General features: G+C 71.8%; 14 protein-coding genes. 12 read left to right on the forward strand and 2 right to left on the reverse strand.

Annotated elements, in window-relative coordinates:
* Window positions 1–29: 29 nt before the first annotated feature.
* On the forward strand, window positions 30–995 hold the full coding sequence (locus ACLQ3K_RS04645; RefSeq protein WP_425997393.1) for a GGDEF domain-containing protein: 966 nt from the start codon (window positions 30–32) through the stop codon (window positions 993–995).
* Window positions 996–1,032: 37 nt separating this feature from the next.
* On the opposite strand, the gene ACLQ3K_RS04650 is transcribed toward ACLQ3K_RS04645, so the two are convergent.
* Entirely contained in the window at window positions 1,033–1,896 is an 864-nt protein-coding gene (locus ACLQ3K_RS04650; RefSeq protein ID WP_224648011.1) for an alpha/beta fold hydrolase, read from the reverse strand.
* A gap of 183 nt (window positions 1,897–2,079) precedes the next feature.
* On the opposite strand from ACLQ3K_RS04650, the gene ACLQ3K_RS04655 reads away from it, so the two are divergent.
* The 9 genes from ACLQ3K_RS04655 (at window position 2,080) to ACLQ3K_RS04695 (ending at window position 11,268) form a co-directional block, all read left to right on the forward strand.
* Window positions 2,080–3,249, forward strand: coding sequence for an MFS transporter (locus ACLQ3K_RS04655; protein WP_224648012.1), 1,170 nt, complete (start codon window positions 2,080–2,082; stop codon window positions 3,247–3,249).
* 70 nt (window positions 3,250–3,319) lie between these two features.
* Window positions 3,320–4,555: a 5-aminolevulinate synthase gene (gene hemA / locus ACLQ3K_RS04660; RefSeq protein ID WP_224648013.1), complete on the forward strand. Its 1,236-nt coding sequence runs from the start codon at window positions 3,320–3,322 to the stop codon at window positions 4,553–4,555.
* A complete protein-coding gene (locus ACLQ3K_RS04665; RefSeq protein ID WP_224648014.1) occupies window positions 4,552–5,040 on the forward strand; it encodes a GNAT family N-acetyltransferase in 489 nt (162 codons plus the stop codon). The genes hemA and ACLQ3K_RS04665 overlap by 4 nt, the downstream gene beginning before the upstream one ends.
* A complete protein-coding gene (locus tag ACLQ3K_RS04670) occupies window positions 5,037–6,086 on the forward strand; it encodes a hypothetical protein (RefSeq protein WP_425997397.1) in 1,050 nt (349 codons plus the stop codon). Before ACLQ3K_RS04665 ends, ACLQ3K_RS04670 begins: the two co-directional genes overlap by 4 nt.
* A complete protein-coding gene (locus tag ACLQ3K_RS04675; RefSeq protein WP_425997399.1) occupies window positions 6,087–7,097 on the forward strand; it encodes an alcohol dehydrogenase catalytic domain-containing protein in 1,011 nt (336 codons plus the stop codon).
* A gap of 21 nt (window positions 7,098–7,118) precedes the next feature.
* Window positions 7,119–8,750: an alpha/beta hydrolase-fold protein gene (locus tag ACLQ3K_RS04680; RefSeq protein WP_425997401.1), complete on the forward strand. Its 1,632-nt coding sequence runs from the start codon at window positions 7,119–7,121 to the stop codon at window positions 8,748–8,750.
* An 80-nt stretch (window positions 8,751–8,830) separates the two neighbouring features.
* Complete coding sequence (locus ACLQ3K_RS04685) at window positions 8,831–9,271, forward strand: DUF732 domain-containing protein (RefSeq protein WP_224648018.1); 441 nt, start codon at window positions 8,831–8,833, stop codon at window positions 9,269–9,271.
* Between the two features lie 55 nt (window positions 9,272–9,326).
* Entirely contained in the window at window positions 9,327–10,295 is a 969-nt protein-coding gene (locus ACLQ3K_RS04690; RefSeq protein ID WP_425997403.1) for a cutinase family protein, read from the forward strand.
* Between the two features lie 19 nt (window positions 10,296–10,314).
* Window positions 10,315–11,268 carry a cutinase family protein gene (locus ACLQ3K_RS04695; protein WP_425997405.1) on the forward strand — a complete coding sequence of 318 codons (954 nt, stop codon included), beginning with the start codon at window positions 10,315–10,317 and terminating at the stop codon, window positions 11,266–11,268.
* 42 nt (window positions 11,269–11,310) lie between these two features.
* Here the strand turns inward: ACLQ3K_RS04695 and ACLQ3K_RS04700 are convergent, their stop codons facing one another.
* A complete protein-coding gene (locus ACLQ3K_RS04700) occupies window positions 11,311–12,429 on the reverse strand; it encodes an agmatine deiminase family protein (RefSeq protein ID WP_425997407.1) in 1,119 nt (372 codons plus the stop codon).
* Window positions 12,430–12,938: 509 nt separating this feature from the next.
* Here ACLQ3K_RS04700 and ACLQ3K_RS04705 point away from each other — a divergent pair.
* Together ACLQ3K_RS04705 and fadD32 are read left to right on the forward strand one after the other, a co-directional pair.
* The gene (locus tag ACLQ3K_RS04705; protein ID WP_425997409.1) at window positions 12,939–13,919 is read left to right on the forward strand and encodes a TIGR03621 family F420-dependent LLM class oxidoreductase; all 981 of its coding nucleotides are present in this window, start codon (window positions 12,939–12,941) and stop codon (window positions 13,917–13,919) included.
* A gap of 226 nt (window positions 13,920–14,145) precedes the next feature.
* The gene (gene fadD32 / locus ACLQ3K_RS04710) at window positions 14,146–16,056 is read left to right on the forward strand and encodes a long-chain-fatty-acid--AMP ligase FadD32 (RefSeq protein ID WP_425997411.1); all 1,911 of its coding nucleotides are present in this window, start codon (window positions 14,146–14,148) and stop codon (window positions 16,054–16,056) included.
* The last annotated feature ends 60 nt before the right edge of the window (window positions 16,057–16,116 follow it).

Raw genomic sequence — 16,116 nt, forward strand, 5'->3', positions numbered from 1 at the left:
CGAACCGAGTTTCAGTAGGAGATGCAACCGTGACCGTCCTGTTGCACCCCCGGGAACACGACCGCGTCGCGGCGGTGAAGTCGCTGCGCATCATGGACTCGCCGCCGATCCCCGACCTGGAGCGGATCGCCGAACTGTCCGCGGTGCTGTGCGGTGTGCCGTTCGGGTCCGTGAACATCCTCGACTTCGACCGGCACTACACGGTCGCGTCGTACGGCACCCCGCCGGTGCACGCCTCGCGCGAGGACAGCCTCTGCGCGCTCGCCATCGAGGACGACAAGGTCCTGTACGCGCCGGATGCGCAGGTCGACGAGCGCTTCCAGGCGAAGCGCTTCCTGCATCTGGCCAAGCCCACGATCCACCTGTTCGCGGCGGCCCCTATCTGCACCGCGGACCGGCTGCCGGTGGGGACGGTCCGCATCTACGGCCCCGAGCCGGGGGAACTCGACGATCGCCAGATCCAGGGACTCGCCGACCTGGCGGGTCTCGCGATGAGCGTCCTCGAGCTGCGGTCGGCGGCCCGGACCCTGCACAGCACCGCGACCACCGACGCGATCACCCGGCTGCCGAACCGGCACGCCCTCGAGCTGATGCTCGCGGACGAGGACCAGGCCGCGACCGTCACCGTGGTGGCGTACGCCGACCTGGATCGGTTCAAACGGTTCAACGACGGGCTCGGGCACGGCGCGGGCGATGAACTGCTGCGCGGCGTCGCCCGCCGCATCGATTCGGCGATGGGGCCGGACGACGCGGTCTACCGGGTCGGCGGCGACGAGTTCGTGATCGTCTCCCGCGCGGCGGACGCCGATCCGGACGAGTTCGTCGAGCGCTTGCGGGAGTCCGTCGGGCGGGCGCCGATCACGGTCGCCGGCACCGAGGTCGAGGTGAGCACGACGGTCGGCGCCGTCCGCGTGTCCGAGCACTCGGACACCGGCGCCGCCATCGCCGCGGCAGATGCCGCGATGCTCCGGTCGAAGCCCGCCTCGCGCGCCTGACGGGCCGAAGGCCCCCCGGAGACGGTACGGCGCGGTCTCAGAGGTCGTGGCGGTCGAGGAAGTCCTCGATCGCGGCGGCGAAGACCTGATTGTCGTCGCCCGCCACCATGTGCCCGGCGCCGCTGACGTCGGCGACCTCGGCGTGCGGGACCCGCTCCAGCATCTTCGCCACGCCCTCGTCGCTCACCACGTCGGACTTGCCGCCGCGCACGATGAGCGTGGGGACGGTGACGTGCACGGCCGCGGCGCCGAGCCGCCCCTTGTCCTGGATGCGGGCCTCGTTGCGGTCCTCGCCGCGGATGAAGGCGGGGTCCCAGTGCCAGTACCACCGGCCGTCCGGGCGCTGCCGCACGTTCTTCTTCAGGCCCTCGAGGTTGCGGCCGCGCTTGCGGGCCGGGTTGTACGCGGCCACGGCGTCGGCGACCTCGTCGAGCGTGGCGAATCCGTCGGTGTGCGCCCCGAGGAAGTCGGTGACCCGGTCGATCCCCTTCTTCTCCGCGTCCACCACGACGTCCACCAGGACCAGCGCGGAGGCGATTCCCGGGTTCTCGCCCACCGCGCACAGGCTGGTGATGCCGCCGAGCGAGGCCCCGATCAGCACGGGCGGCGGACCGTCGAGCGTGCGCAGCACGCCCAGGAGGTCCCCGACGAAGTCGCCCAGCGCGTACGCGCCGTCCGCGGCCCACGCGGTGTCGCCGTGGCCGCGGGCGTCGAGCGTGATGACGGTGTGCCCGCGCTGCGCGAGCGCCGCGGCCGTGCGATCCCACGAGTGCCGGGTCTGGCCGCCGCCGTGCAGCAGCACGAGGGTCGTCCCCGCGTCCCCGGACGCGGCCCAGCGGTCGCCCGCGATCGTCAGCCCGTTCACGTCCAGCGTGAACGGCGTTCCCACGGCGTCCGCCATGCCATCACCTCATCCGTTTCGTCCGTCTTCCGATCATGAAGTCGTATCACGTCGGCTCGTCAAGGTTGCGCGCAGTGATGACTCGAACCGCCGCCACCGGTTGCCGGAGGGTACGGGCTCCTATGTAGTTAGCGCAGGAATGGGAATTCGCCGGATCGGCGACGACGTGGGGAGTGATAGCCCGTGGTACGAGCTTTGTGGCCGTTCATCATCGGCAGCGTTGCGCTGGGACTCGACGCCTACGTGATCGCGGGCCTGCTGCCCACGATCGCGGACGACCTGCACACCACGCAGTCTCTGGTCGGCCTCGGCGTCACCGCCTTCACCGGGGCGTACGCCGTCTCGGGCCCGCTGCTCGCGGGGCACGCCGGGCGCGACTCGGGCCGCAACCTCACCATCGCGCTGGCGGTGTTCGCCGCCGGCAACCTGCTGACCGTCCTCGCGCCCACGATCGCGGTGTTCATCGTCGCGCGGGTCATCGCCGGCGCCGCCGCCGGCGTGTACTCGCCGCTGTCCTCCGCGGTCGCGGCGCACCTCGTCGCGCCCGAGCGGCGGGGCCGGGCCCTGAGCCTGGTGCTGGCCGGGATGGCGACGGGCAGCGTCTTCGGCGTACCGCTGGGCCTGCTCGTGGGGCAGCGCATCGACTGGCGCGCGACGATCGGGATCATCACCGCGCTCGGCGTTCTCGCGCTCCTGGGCGTGCGGTTCCGCGGCGGTGAGCCCCTGCCGCGCATCGAGGCGCCGGGCCTGACCGCGCGCCTGCGCTCCCTGACCGCGACGCCCACGCTGCTCACGGTGCTGGTCACCCTGTTCACGGGGATCGGCTCGCTCGGCCTGTACACCTACATCAGCCCGCTGCTCTCCACCTCGTCGCTGTCGGAGCACCTCACGCTCTCCATCTGGATCTGGGGGATCGGCGGCGCGGTGGGCGTCTTCGCCATCGGGCGGATCGTCGACGCGCTGAAGAACACCCTCGCGATCACGGCCGCGATCACCGCCACGCTCGCGCTCGTCCTCCTCGTGATCGGCCTCGAGCCCGCCGCGGTCGTCCTCGCCGCCGGGCTCTTCCTCTGGGGCGCGCTGGGATGGTCCTCGCTGGCGCCGCAGCAGCACACGCTGCTCGCGGCCGCCCGCGAGAACGGGCCGACGGCCGTCGCCGCGAACGCGTCCGCGAACTACCTCGGATCGGCCATCGGGTCCGCCGCGGGCGCCGCCCTCGTGGCCGGCGGCACCGTCGGCGGCTCCCTCGCGCTCCTCGCGGCCTGTCCGCTCCTCCTCGCCTTCCTCCTCCAACTCGTCCGGCTCCGCATCGCCCGCGGCGCCGGCGTCGATCAGACCGCCACCGTCGCCTGACGGTCGCGATCCGCAGCACCCTCTCGGCCACCCTCCTCGCTCCACCACTTCGACGAAAGTGAGTACCGGCGTGTCTTCTTCCCTCCTCGCGACCCAGAACCACTACGAATCCGTCGCGCGCGGCAGGCTCGACCGGCTGCGCGCCGTCGGCGAGTACCGCACGTTCGCCAACATCAACCGCCGGGCAGGTGCCTTCCCCGCCGCCGCGGTCGGCGCCGACGGGTCGGGCGATCCCGACGTGGTGGTCTGGTGCAGCAACGACTACCTCGCGATGGCGCAGCATCCGGAGGTCATCGCGGCGGCGCAGGCCGCGCTCGCCGAGTACGGCGTGGGCGCCGGCGGATCCCGCAACATCGGCGGCACGAACCGCGAGACCATCGCGCTGGAGGCCGTGTTGGCGGAGTGGTTCGGCACGGAGCGAGCGCTGGTGTTCCCCACCGGCTACGGCTCGAACGACGCCACCATCGAGGCGCTCAGCCTGGTCTACCCGGAGCTGCAGATCTTCAGCGACGAGCTCAACCACGCGTCGATCATCGCGGGCGTCCGGCGGAACCGGAACGCGCGGCACGTCTTCCGCCACAACGACGTCGACCACCTGCGCGAGCAGCTGCGCGCCGCCGACCCGGGGGTGCCGAAGCTGGTCGTCTTCGAGTCCGTGTACTCGATGGACGGCGACGTCGCGCCGATCGCCGAGCTCGTCGCCGCCGCCAAGGAGCACGGCGCCCTGGTGTTCCTGGACGAGGTGCACGCGATCGGGATGTACGGACCGCAGGGCAGGGGCATCGCGGCCTCGCTGGGGCTGCTGGACGAGATCGACATCGTGCAGGGCACTCTCGCCAAGTCGATCGGCGTCATCGGCGGATTCATCGCGGGCCGGGACTGGCTGATCGACGCGATCCGCTCCTTCGCACCGGGCTTCATCTTCACCACGGCGCTCCCGCCGGCGACCTGCGTGGCCGCGCGGCGAAGCGTCGAGATCGTCCGCGGGGCGGAGGACCTGAGGGCAGATCTGCAGGCGAAGACCGAGCTGCTGCGGCAGCGGTTCCGGGCGCACGGCATCACGGTGATGTCCGCCTCCTCCACGCACATCCTCCCCGTGCGGATCGGCGATGCGCTCCTGTGCACCCGCGCCGCGCGGAAGCTGTTCGACGAGTATCGGATCTACGTCCAGCCGATCAACCCGCCCACCGTGCCCGCGGGCACCAGCCGCTTCCGGATCAACGTCACCCCGGCGCACACGTACGACCACATCGAGCACCTCGCGACCGCGCTGGGAACGGTCTTCCGCGACCTGGGGATCGAGTGACCGCCGCGACCCTCCTCGCCGTCCGCGCCCTCGCCGCGGGCGACGTGGACGCCGCGGTCCGGTTGCGGGAGCAGCTGTTCGCCTCGGACCCGGGCGCGCCCTGGGCGACGGGCGCCGACGACTGGCGCCCGCACTACCGGGCGCAGCTCGACGAGGAGCTCCGGGGTGCGAACCCGGACGCCCGCACCCTGGTGGCCGTCGTCGACGGCGCCGTGGTGGGGACGCTGACGGCGATCGTCGACCGGCACCTCGCGGGCCCCGCGGCCCCGACCGGTCGAACGGGCTGGATCCAGGGCGTGTTCGTCGCGCCGCCGGCGCGGGGCCGGGGTCTCGCCGCGCGGCTGACCGCGGCGGGGGAGGAATGGCTGCGGGGACGGGGCGCGCGCACCGTCGTGCTGGCGTCGACCCCGGCCGCGGAGGCGCTGTACCGGGGAAGGGGTTACGCCGAGGACGGCGAGACCCACTTCCGGAAGGACCTGCGATGACCCGGGCGGACCTGTTCGGCACCGGCTACGAGGGCACCCGGTTGCGTGAGGCGCTGCACGCGGCGACGCGGCTCGCCGGCGCGCCCGAGGTCGAGGTCCGCGAGCACGGCCGCGGCGACACCGCCCGGCTCGCCGCGCTCGCCCCCACCGACCTGGCCGAAGCGCTGCGCGACGCGGACTTCCTCATCAACGCCGTCAACGACGACCAGCACGACGCGATCCTGGATCTGCTCAGCGCCGCGCCGGGATTCGTCGTCAGCGAGAAGCCGCTCGTCGCCCCGCACCAGGACGTCGGGGCCGGCTGGGCGGCCGCGTGGGCGGAGCGGGACCGGTTCGCGCTCAACACGATCGAGCGCTACTCCGCGGCCGTCGACCATGTGCGGAACCGCGTCGCCGCGGCGGGCCTGCGGATCGTCCGGATCGACTTCGCCTGGGCCAAGAACAGATTCGACGACCCGCGTCCCACCGTCGGCGTCGTCTCCGAGGTGATCCACCCGCTCGACCTCGCGATCCACCTCCTCGGCGGCAGCGCCCGCGACGTCCGCCTCCGGTCCACGGCCGTCGTGGAGTCCGACTACGCCGCGGCGGCCACCGTGCTGCCCGAGACGGTGCAGCTGGCCTTCGAGCTGGGCGGCGCCGTGGTCACCGGGTACGCCGGATTCGGCCACCCGAGCCGCTCCCGGGTCTTCGACATCACGGCGGTCGGGCGCGGCGGGGAGCGGGAGTACTTCGAGATCCGCTTCGACGACCCGGCGTGGGACTTCGACCGCGTCCGGCACTGGTCCACCGCCGGCACCGTCCCCCCGGTCGCCCTGGACTTCACGCCGCCGGCCGGCGGGAGCCCCACGGGCACGGCGAAGCTCGTCCGGTTCTGGCTCGACCTGCTCGACGGCCGGTTCGGCCGCCGGTACACCCGCTACCCCGAGGCCGTCGCGCTGCAGCGGCTCCTCGTCGAGATCTCGGCCGCGCCGCGGTCCGCGGCCGAGTACGGCGGCGGCCCGGCGCGATCCGTACTCGACCGGCTCGATCCCGAGAGGCTGGGGTAGGTGGACTTCGCCGGCCGCTGCATCGGCGTCCACGACTTCGGCGGCGCCGAGGTCCTCACCACGTTCGACGACGTCAAGACCCTCGACGGCCCCGACCGCGTCGTCCTGCGCAACCGGTACTGCGGCGTCAACCCCGTCGACGTCAGCTTCCGGACCGGGCGCATGCGCGCGTACGCGGGCGATCTGGGGCCGGGGCTGGTCCTCGGCATGGAGTGCGCGGGCGAGGTGGTCGCCTCGCGGAGCCCGCGGCTGCCCGTCGGGGCCGTGGTCAACGCCCTCACCCTCCCCGGCGCCGGCGCGCACGCGGGCAGCTACGCCGAGTACGTCGCGGTCGACGCGGACCACGCGGCGCCGCTGCCCTTCGGCCTCGCCGCCGACGCCGCCGCCGCGATCCCCCTCAACGGGGTCACCGCCTCGTCCATCGTGGACGAGCTCGGCCCCGGAACCGCCGTTGCCATCACCGGCGCCGCGGGCGCGCTCGGCCGGTTCCTCGTCTCCGCCGCGAGCGCGGCCGGGCTCACCACGATCGCGATCGCCCGCCCCGCCGACGGGCCCCTGCTGCGGCGGATCGGGGCCGACCTGGTGCTCGACGGCGCGGCCCTCGAGTCCGACGGTGCGCCGCCGGTGGACGCGGTCGTCGACGCCGCGGGCCTCGGCCCGGCGCTGACCGCGTGGTTCTGCCCGGTCGACACGATCGTCGCGGTGCGCGCCGATACCGTCCACACGCTCGCGCACCGTCGGCGCGTCGACGCCAACGTCCGGCGGGCGACCCGCGTCGCGGACCGCCTCGCGTGGTGGAACCGGCGGGTGCTGCGGCGGCCCGAGATCGTGGGCCCCATCGAAAGGTTCGTCCCGAACGAGGTGGCGGCGGCGCAGGAGCGGCTCGCGACCCGGCACCGGCGCGGCAGGGTCGTGCTGCGCTGGTGGGAGTGCGGACCGGTCGGAGCGCCGGTTCCCGCGCCGTCGCGCTCGTCACAGCTCGCCCTGGCGCGGCACCGGGACGGCGAATGACACGCGTGTAACACTGGTCCCATGTCATCGCTGGGCCGAATCGGAACGCTGCTCGTCGCCGGGGCCGTGGCGGCGGGCACCGTCGTGGCGGCACCGTCGGCCCTGAACCCCGCGCCCGCGCACGCGGACCCGGCCCCCGCGAAGTCCCGGATCACGGACGCGCAGTGGCAGGGCGATCACCAGGTGGACCTCACCGTCTACTCCGCGGCGATGAACGATTCGATCAAGATCCAGCTGCTGCTCGCCCGCGACTGGCACGCCGACCCCAAGGCGAAGTTCCCCACGCTGTACCTGCTCGACGGGATGCGGGCGCGCGAGGATCGCAACGGGTGGCTGCTGGAGACGAACGTCGCGGACTTCTACCGCGACAAGAATGTCACCGTCGTCCTGCCGGTCGGCGGCCAGTCCAGCTGGTACACCGACTGGAAGCGCCCCGACAACGGCAAGAACTACCAGTGGGAGACCTTCCTCGCCAAGGAGCTGCCGCCGCTGCTGCAGCAGGGCTGGCGCGCCACCGACGCGCGCGCCGCGGCCGGCGTCTCCATGGGCGGCACCGCTGCCTTCACCCTGGCCGCCCGCAACAAGGGCCTGTACCGGTTCGCCGGCTCCTACTCCGGCATCCTCTCCACGAGCACCCCCGGCACCCCCGAGTCGATCGCGATCGCCATGCGCGACGCGGGCGGCTTCAACGCCGACGCCATGTACGGCCCGCCCACGGGTCCCGCCTGGGCGCAGCACGATCCGCTCAAGCTGGCGGAGAAGCTGCGCGGCATCAGCCTGTACTTCAGCTCCGGCAACGGCTCCGGCGGGACCGGCGCGCCCACCGACCTGCAGGCGATGGCGCTCGAGGTGCTCGCCCGCTCGTCCAACCAGGCCTTCGCGATCGAGCTCAACCGGCTCGGGATCCCCGCGAACGCGCTCTACCGCCCGTCGGGCAACCACAGCTGGCCGTACTGGCAGTTCGAGAACGGCCAGGCCTGGCCGCAGGTGCAGGCGGCCCTCGGCGTCGCCAACCCGAAGCCCTGCGGCATCGCCGGAGCCATCGGCGAGGCCGCTCCCAAGACCCCGACCCTGGGGTCGTGCGTCACCGTCGAGTACGCCGTGCCCGGCGGCCGCGCACAGGACTTCCGCGGCGGCCAGGTCTTCTGGTCGGCCGACACCGGCGCGCAGGTCGTGGGCGGCGCGATCGGCGGCGCCTACCTGGGGACGGGCGGCCCCGGCGGCCCGCTCGGGTACCCGACCGGCGGCGAGCGCGCCCTGGCCGACAAGAAGGGCCGCTACCAGCAGTTCCAGCACGGCACCGTCTACTGGAGCCCGCAGACCGGCGCCCGCGCAGTGCGCGGCGCGATCCGCGACAAGTACGCCGCCCTGAACTACGAGCGCTCGGCGCTCGGTCTGCCGCTGGGCGACGAGACGAAGCTCCCCGCCGGCGCCTTCCAGCGCTTCCAGGGCGGGCAGGTCTACTGGTCGCCGAAGACGCCCGCGACCGTGGTGAACAACGGGCCGATCTTCGCCGAATGGGGCCGCCAGGGGTACGAGGGCGGACGCCTCGGCTACCCCGTCGCCGACTCCACGCCCATCCCGGGCGGCTTCGAGCAGCGCTTCGAGCGCGGCGTGATCGCGCTGGTCAACGGGGTTGCGACCGCACGCTGACGCCCGGCCGAGGGTTGCGCTTCGGCGCTGCCGGTAGCCTGGCAGCGTTGCGTTCCGGACGTACTTCAAGGAGAGAAGACATGGCTGGACTTCGGGGAGCCCTCGCGGCCGCAGTGATGACGGGCGGCCTGCTGCTCGGTGCCGTCGCGTGCGGCGGCAGTTCGACGGTCGAGGCGCCCACCACGCCGGTGGAGGGCGAGCCCACGTCGCTGCCCGCGACCGCCCCCGGATCGGCCACGGCACCGTCGGGCTACCCGGGCGCGAGCTCGGCCTCGAACCCGGCGCTGACGCAGAAGGACAAGGACTTCATCAAGAAGGTCCGCGAGGACGGCGTGAAGGCCCCCGACGACGTCGTGATCAACGCCGCGCAGTTCGCGTGCGAGTACGACAAGTCGGGCCGCGACGCCAAGAACCTCGAGCCCTTCGTGGTCGGCATCCTCGGCCCGTACGACGGCGACGCCGCCTCCGGGAACGCGAAGAAGTTCATCACCGAGGCGCGGGCCTCGTACTGCAAGAAGTGATCCCGTGACGCACCAGGAGCCCGGAAAGTCGAGCGGTCCGCGGTCGAAAGGCGGAGTGACGGCTCTCTCGATCGTCGTGGGACTGGTGGTGCTCGTTGCCATCGTCCTCGTGGTGGTCTTCGTCGTCAGCCTGCTCCGTCCGGGCCCGTCGCTGCCGCCGGTCTCGCCGGACGGCTCCTCGTCGAGCCCGTCCGCGACCGCGGCGCGGCCCACCTCGCAGCCCGCGGACTGCCCGGACGTGCAGGTGATCTCGGTGCCCGGCACGCTGGAGTCGTCGTCGAAGGACGATCCCTACCGGCCGACGTTCAACCCGAACTCGCTGATGCTCAAGGTGACGGCGCCGCTCGCGGCGGCGCTGCCGGACAGCCGCGCCGACGTGTGGACCACCCCGTACGTCGCGCAGCTGTCGAACCCCGTCGCCATCCCGCCGGACGGGCAGGCCTCGTACGAGAAGTCCCGCACCGAGGGCTACGACAAGTCGGTCGCGCAGATGAAGAAGGTCTACGACAAGTGCAAGCTCACCGGCTTCGTGCTGATGGGCTTCTCGCAGGGCGCCGTGATCGCGGGAGACATCGCCGCCGAGGTCGGCGCGGGTAAGGGTGTCGTCCCGGCGGAGAACATCCTCGGCGTGGGCCTCATCTCGGACGGTCGGCGCGAGCCCGGTGACGCCCGCACCGCGGGCCCGAACCCGCCCGGCGTGGGCGTCGAGGTCGCCTACGGCGGCTTCAGCTTCGGCAGCCTGTCGCTGCGCGGCAAGCGCGAGGGCGGCTTCGGCGCGGTCAAGGACCGCACCGTCTCGCTGTGCGGCAACAAGGACCCGATCTGCAACCAGCCCAAGGACATCTTCCAGGCCGGCAACATCGCGACCACGCTGCCCGAGCTGCAGAAGGTGCTCGCCGGCAACTCGCACGCGCTGTACGCCACGACCACGGACTGGTCGTCGAACGGGCAGACCGCCACGCAGTGGCTGCAGGCCTGGGCGCGCGGCGTGATCGACAAGGCGCCTAAGCCTCCCCACAGCTAGCCCTGGTATCCACATAGGAATGGCAGGCACGAAGAGTCAGGGAGCGCGGAAGGCCGGGCGCGTGTTCGGCATCGCCGTCATCATCGCGGCGATCATCGCGATCATCGTCGTGATCACGCTCATCATCACGATGATCCGCAAGCCGGAGCCCACGCCGCCCGGCGAGCCCACGGGGCCGCAGGCCGCGGGCTGTCCGGACGTGCAGGTGATCTCCTTCCCCGGCACCTGGGAGTCCTCGGCGACGGATTCGCCGGAGGCGCCGACGTTCAACCCGCGCTCGCTCATGCTGCAGGTGACGAACCCGCTGGACAAGCGGTACGCCGACGCCCGCGCCGACATCTGGACCGTCAACTACGCCGCCCAGTTCCACAACCCGATCGCGGTGCCGCCGGACGGCCAGATGACCTACCAGGCGTCGCGGCAGCAGGGCACCGACCGGGCGATCGCCAAGATCACCGCGGTCAAGGACAAGTGCCCCCGCACGGGCTTCGTGCTGATCGGCTTCTCGCAGGGCGCGACGATCGCGGGCAACATCGCCGCGCGGATCGGTGCCGGGAACGGCCCGATCACCGCGGACCGGCTGCTCGGCGTGGGCCTGATCTCCGACAGCCGCCGGGTCCAGGGGCAGGGCAGGGCCATCGGCCTCGACCCCGCGGGTGAGGGCGTCGAGGTCACCTTCGCCGGCTTCAGCTTCTCGGGCGTCGACCTGCAGGGCAAGCGCGACGGCGGCTTCGGCTCGGTGAACGACAAGGTCGTCACGATCTGCGGCTCCAACGACCCCATCTGCAACCAGCCGAAGGGCGGGCTGCTGGGCCTGGCCACCGGCCTGCCGCAGGTGATCTCCACCATCACGCAGAATTCGCACGCGGCCTACGGCACCACCGCGAACTGGTCGCTCGACGGCAAGACCGCCACGCAGTGGCTCACCGGCTGGGCCGTCGGCGTCATCGACAAGGCGCCGAAGACGAAGTAGCCGTGTACCGCTGACCACCTGTGCGGTGGTCAGCGGTACACGTCAGGGGCGAGCCGGCTGCTGTTGGGTGGCGCAGTGGATACCGCCGCCGCCCGCGGCGACCGGATCGATGTCGAGCTGCACCACCTCGCGGCCGGGGAACAGCCGCTGCAGCGTCGCGCGCGCCTCGCCGTCGGTCTCGGCGTCGCCGAACTGCGGGCAGATCACCGCGCCGTTGCACAGGTAGAAGTTGATGTACCCGGCGGCGAAGTCGTCGTCCTGTGCGTACCGCTCGCGGACGGTCGAGGGCGCGCGCAGCGCCTCCACCTGCAGCTTCCGTCCCTTCGCGTCGGTCGCTCCGCGGAGGATCTCCAGGTGGCGCTTCGTCACCTCGTGGTCGAAGGAGTCGGGATCGTCGTCCTGCGCGGCCACCACCACCCCGGGCGAGGCGAACCGCGCGTAGAAGTCCGTGTGCCCGTCGGTGATGTCCTTGCCCTTGATGCCGGGCAGCCAGATCACCTTCTCGATCCCCAGCAGCTCGCTCAGTTCCGTCTCGACCTGCTGCTTCGTCCAACCGGGGTTCCGATTGTCGTTGAGCACGCAGCTCTCGGTGATGATCGCGGTGCCCTCGCCGTCGACCTCCAGCGCCCCGCCCTCGATCACCAGGTCGGTCCGCACCGCCTCGGCCTTCGCCTGCGTCGTGACGAAGCCGGCGACCTTCGCGTCGGCGTCGTGGGTCTGCTTGTTGCCCCACCCGTTGAAGTTGAAGTCGACGCCCGCGAGGCCCGTGTCGCCGGTGACGAACGTCGGGCCGGTGTCGCGGATCCACAGGTCGTCGAGCTCGGCCGGCACCAGCGTCACGCCCGGCGCCGTGCCGAGCAGACCGCGGGCGGCGTCCAGCTGATCGGGGCGGACGAGCATCGAGACGGGCTCGAACCGGCCGATCGTCGTCGCGATGAGCATGAGCGTCCGCTGCACGTCGGGCAGCAGTTTCTCGCCCCACACGTCGTCGCGCGCGGCCAGCGCCATCCACGTGCGCTCGTGCCGATCGCCCTCGTCGGGCATGCGCCACCGTCGCCCGCCCCGGTCCACGGGCGATCTCTCCGCCGGCGTGTTCGACGGTGCGCCGCACGCCGCCAGCACGGCCGCTGCCGCCGCGAGCAGGAAGTTCCGTCGTCGCATCGCGTCACCTCTTCCGACGGTGCCGGCCTCTCCAGCCCCGCCCGCTCATTGTCGCCGGTCGCGGCGTTCCGCGGGGGATTCGGTGCGGCGCGGGGGACGGCCGGTCCCCCACCGGAGGAACGCCGTCTCATGGGGGACCGAACGCCGCGCGGGGGACGTCGACGCCGCGTTGGGGACATCTGGTCCCCTCACGAGGCGACCGGCGCCCGATGGGGGAGGCGTCGTCCCCCACGCCCCGTCGACGCCGCGTGGGGGACGGTGGGTGCTGAGTCCGGCACGTGGGAACCGAACGAGGGACGGGTGGGGACTACGCCGTCGAGCGCATCGGAGGGAGCGAGCCGCTGGGCGAGCGAGTGACGTTTAAGCGAGCGGCGAAGTCCCCACGCGGCCCGGTCGTGTGCAGGTCACCGGCACCGGGAATCACAGGGCGGCCGAGGCACCGTCGGGCAACCGTTAGGCTGTCCGCAACGTTTCACGACCGCACCCCAGTCGACCAGGAGTACCCACACGTGACCACTGAGCCCCGCAAGTTCCGGTTCGCGGCCGGCGGCGCCGGCAACGCCGACGAGGGCGGCGCGCGCAAGTTCGTCAAGCTCGCGCAGGAGGCCGAGGAGCTCGGGTTCGACACCTTCGCGATCCCGGATCGGCTGGACGCGCAGGTGGGACCGCTGGCCGCGCTGGGTGCGCTGGCCGTGTCCACCGACAAGATCCGCCTGGCGACCTCGATGCTGGCGATGCCCTTCCGGCATCCGGCGGTGCTGGCCAAGGAGCTCACCACCATCGACGTGCTGTCCAAGGGCCGCCTCGAGGTGGGCCTGGGCCTCGGCGCCTTCAAGGAGGACTTCGACCAGTCGGGCATCGAGTTCGAGTCGCCCGACCGCCGGTTCCAGCGCCTGGACGAGGGCCTGATGGTGCTCGACGCGCTGCTCCGCGGCCAGGAGGCGGAGTTCGAGGGCGAGGTCTTCCGGGTCAAGGAGCTCAAGGGCTACCCGCGGCCGCGGCAGGGCCCGCGCCCGCCGATCGCCATCGGCGCCGGCGCCCGCCGCACGCTGGAGCTGGCGGCCCGGCGCGCCGACGTCGTCTCGATCAACCCGCGCAGCTCGGCCGAGGGCAAGCTCCGGATCTCGGACATGTCGATGGACGCCGTGAAGAACAAGGTCGAGATCGTGAAGGCCGCCGCGGGCGAGCGCTTCGCGGACATCGAGCTCTCCTGGTCCATCGCCACCATCGTGATCACCGACGACCGCGAGCAGGTCGCCGACTTCGCGCTCAAGGCCATCGAGCGCGGCCTCTCGGCCAGCATCGAGATCGACAAGGAGGTGACGATCGACGACGTCCTGGGCTCGCCCTACCTCGCGATCGGCACCTTCGACGAGATCGCCGACCAGGTGCGCGCCACCCGCGCCGCGACGGGCATGTCCTACGTCGGCGTGATCCCCACCCAGATGGAGGCCTTCGCGCCCGTCCTGGAGCAGCTCAAGGGCGAGTGATCGAGTCCACTGCCCAACCTCTCGGTTTTCGTCCCCGCCGTTACCGCGCGGTACGATAGTCGGGTTTGCGGATTTTCACAGCGTGGTTACGCCCCGAACGGGTGAAACATGTTGCGGATATCAAGCACTATGAGGTGGCGCACAGGCCCGCAACGGGCCGTCGCCGCCACGCGATGTACCACTGTATGACCGTCAGCCGCCCGGCGTCGGTGACGAGGAGCAATGCATGAACAACGAGTTTGACCAGTTTCTGGACGAAGACGGCAACATCTTCTTCCGCCCCGGAACCACGCTGGTCGACTTCGTCGAGCGCAACGCACGGGAACGTGCCGACACCCTCGCCTACCGTTTCATCGACTACAGCCGCGAGCGCGACGGCGTCGTCCACGAGCTGACCTGGTCGCAGTTCGGCGCCCGGCTGCGCGCCATCGGCGCCCGCCTGCAGCACATCACCAAGCGCGAGGACCGCGTCGCGATCCTGGCCCCGCAGGGCCTCGACTACGTGACGGCGTTCTTCGGCGCCCTGTACGCCGGCAACATCGCGGTGCCGCTGTTCAGCCCGGACGAGCCCGGCCACACGGACCGCCTGCGCATCGTCCTCGAGGACTGCAAGCCGACGGCGATCCTGACCTCCTCGGGCTCCGCCGAGGCGTGCCGCAACTTCTTCCGCCACCTGCCCGCCAAGGAGCGGCCGCGGATCATCGCCGTCGACGCCATCCCGGACTCGGTGGGCTCGACGCTCAAGCCCTTCCCGATCTACCGCGACACCATCGCGTACCTGCAGTACACCTCGGGCTCCACGCGGAACCCGGCCGGCGTGCAGATCACGTACGAGGCCGTCGGCACGAACGTGATCCAGATGATCCACGCGCTGGACCTCAACGAGAACTCCCGCGGCGTCACCTGGCTGCCGATGTTCCACGACATGGGCCTGCTCACCGTGATCCTGCCCGCGCTCGGCGGCAAGTTCATCACCATCATGAGCCCGTCGGCGTTCGTCCGCCGCCCCGGCCGCTGGATCAACGAGCTGGCCGCCGTCGAGGACGGCGCGGAGACCTTCGCCGCCGCCCCGAACTTCGCCTACGAGCACGCCGCCGCCCGCGGCCTGCCCAAGGAGGGCGAGACCCTCGACCTGTCGAACGTCAAGGGCCTGATCAACGGCTCCGAGCCCGTCACCGTCTCGTCGATGAAGAAGTTCAACGAGGCCTTCGCCCCCTACGGCCTCTCGCCGAAGGCGATCAAGCCCTGCTTCGGCATGGCCGAGGCGACGCTGTTCGTCAGCTCGACCCCCGTCGAGAACGAGGCGCGCGTGGTCTACGTCGACCGCGACCAGCTGGCCGCCGGCACCTTCGTCGTCTCCGAGGAGGGTGCCGAGGGCGCCGTCCCGCAGGTCTCCTGCGGCGACATCGCGCTGAGCCAGTGGGCCTGCATCGTCGACCCCGAGACCGGCAAGGAGGTGCCCGACGATTCCGTGGGCGAGATCTGGCTCCACGGCATGAACATCGGCTCGGGCTACTGGGAGCGCGACGAGGAGTCCCGCGAGACCTTCCAGAACTACCTGACCCCGCTCTCCGACGGCAGCCACTCCGCGGGCGTGAAGAACCTCGAGAAGGCCAAGTGGATGCGCACGGGCGACTTCGGCGTCTACCACGGCGGCGAGCTGTACATCACCGGTCGCGTCAAGGACCTCGTGATCGTCGACGGCCGCAACCACTACCCGCAGGACCTGGAGTTCACGGCCCAGGAGTCCGACACCAAGTACATCCGCACCGGCTACGTCGCGGCGTTCTCGGTGCCGGCCAACGAGCTGCCGGCGGCGGTCTTCGAGAGCAACACCTCGGGCCTCACCTTCGACCCGAACGATCAGAGCGAGCAGCTGGTCATCGTGGCCGAGCTCGGTGCCGGTGGCGCCAAGCAGGACCAGCAGGCCCTGGCGGACGGCATCCGTTCGGCCGTGGGCGCCGCGCACGGCGTGCTGGCGCGCGACATCCTGCTCGTCCCCGGTGGCTCGCTGCCCCGCACCAGCTCGGGCAAGATCGCCCGGCGCGCGGGCCGCGCCGCCTACATCGACGGCACGCTCCGCGGCGGCTACACCCAGACGGCGTTCCCCGACGCCGAGGCGAACGACGTCCAGTAGCGCCCACCGGCGCTCGCACTCACAACTTCATCTCCCGCGACTGGGTAACCCACGGTCTCG

Origin of the sequence: Tsukamurella sp. DT100 (assembly GCF_049844855.1) — a bacterium.
Classification (GTDB): Bacteria; Actinomycetota; Actinomycetes; order Mycobacteriales; family Mycobacteriaceae; genus Tsukamurella.

Bases quoted from the DNA above. Each gene is read 5' to 3' on its own strand.
- ACLQ3K_RS04700 (WP_425997407.1), bottom strand. From the start codon at position 12,429: ATGCGACGACGGAACTTCCTGCTCGCGGCGGCAGCGGCCGTGCTGGCG.
- ACLQ3K_RS04680 (WP_425997401.1), top strand. From the start codon at position 7,119: ATGTCATCGCTGGGCCGAATCGGAACGCTGCTCGTCGCCGGGGCCGTG.
- ACLQ3K_RS04650 (WP_224648011.1), bottom strand. From the start codon at position 1,896: ATGGCGGACGCCGTGGGAACGCCGTTCACGCTGGACGTGAACGGGCTG.
- ACLQ3K_RS04695 (WP_425997405.1), top strand. From the start codon at position 10,315: ATGGCAGGCACGAAGAGTCAGGGAGCGCGGAAGGCCGGGCGCGTGTTC.
- ACLQ3K_RS04670 (WP_425997397.1), top strand. From the start codon at position 5,037: ATGACCCGGGCGGACCTGTTCGGCACCGGCTACGAGGGCACCCGGTTG.
- fadD32 (WP_425997411.1), top strand. From the start codon at position 14,146: ATGAACAACGAGTTTGACCAGTTTCTGGACGAAGACGGCAACATCTTC.
- ACLQ3K_RS04685 (WP_224648018.1), top strand. From the start codon at position 8,831: ATGGCTGGACTTCGGGGAGCCCTCGCGGCCGCAGTGATGACGGGCGGC.